Below are 1,239 nucleotides of genomic sequence, written 5' to 3' on the forward strand. Positions count from 1 at the left end.
GACCCCCGGCGCTCCCTGGAGGTCCGGCGAGCCTGCCGCTCCTGGGCGTCCAGACCGAGTTCGGCGGCGACCAGGCGGGTCATGCGGGCGCCGCTGGCCTCCCAGGTGAACCGGGACGCCCAGGAGCGGCAGGCTCGCCGGACCTCCAGGGAGCGCCGGGGGTCGGACAGTTCCGCCAGGGCACGGGAGACGACGTCCTCCAGGGTCTGGCCCTCGCGGACGAGCCATCCGGTCTCGCCGTCGCGGACCGAATCGCGAAGTCCGTCCACATCGTAGGCCACAGTGGGCACGCCGAGCCGTGCCGCCTCGATGACGGTGAGGCCCCAGCCCTCGAACTCGGAGGCGGTCACGTGCAGGTGGCAGGAGGACAGGACGGAGTTCTTGTCCTCCTCGGAGAGGAAGCCGTGCAGGTCCACGCGTCCCTGGAGACCGTCCCCCTCGACCTGCTCGGCGAGGTGTTCGCCCTCCGGGCCGCGGCCGATGATATGGACGCGCAGTCCGGGGTGGGTGTCGTCGAGGGCGCGGACGAGATCGACGACGCGGGAGACCCGCTTCTGCACGACGAGACGACCGAGGCTGACCAGGACGGGAGCGGTGTCGGCGGTCGGCGCCGGAACCGTTCCGGGCTCCGCTACGGCAGGGGCGACGGACGGGCCGCCGTTGTGGACGATCTCTATGGGCGCGCGCCAGCCGAGTTTGTCGCGCATGGCCGCGCGGGAGGACTCGGAGACGGTGACGGTGGTGCAGTTCCGGTAGACGCGGGAGGCCACGGCGGACTCCAGGAAGCGTCCGAACCAGGCCAGCGGTGCCGGGAAGTAGGCGTTGAACTGGAGGGCGTGGACATGGTGCACGACGCTGACCACCCTGGTGCGTCGGCGCAGGACCAGCCGGGAGAAGAACGGGATTCCGTTCATGCAGTCGAAGGCGAGGTGGTACTCGCGTCTCCACAGGGCGAGCCAGGCCATGACGCGCGGGTAGACGGTGAACTTGCCGCCCATGCGGCGGATGACGACGCCGTCCCTGGTCTCGACCCGGGCCTGGTGGGGTTCGCGGCTGGTCAGGAAGGTGACGATGGCGCCGCGTTCGGCCAGGTGGCGGCTGATCCGCCAGGCGTACTCCTCCGCGCCGCCCGCGGCGGACTGCCAGGGGTCGCGCCAGTTGACCATGACGATCCGGACACCGTCGAGGCGGGGGCCGGGGTCGGCGGGTTCGACCCGCGCGCTGGTGGGCGCGGCTGCG

At 71.9% G+C, this 1,239-nt stretch carries 1 protein-coding gene; it reads right to left on the reverse strand.

What is annotated here, in order from left to right:
• On the reverse strand, positions 1 to 1,239 hold a 1,239-nt coding region (locus ADX84_RS25095; RefSeq protein WP_049579980.1), incomplete at both ends, for a glycosyltransferase family 4 protein.

It is taken from the genome of Nocardiopsis sp. SBT366 (genome assembly GCF_001083815.1).
Taxonomy (GTDB): domain Bacteria; phylum Actinomycetota; class Actinomycetes; order Streptosporangiales; family Streptosporangiaceae; genus Nocardiopsis; species Nocardiopsis prasina.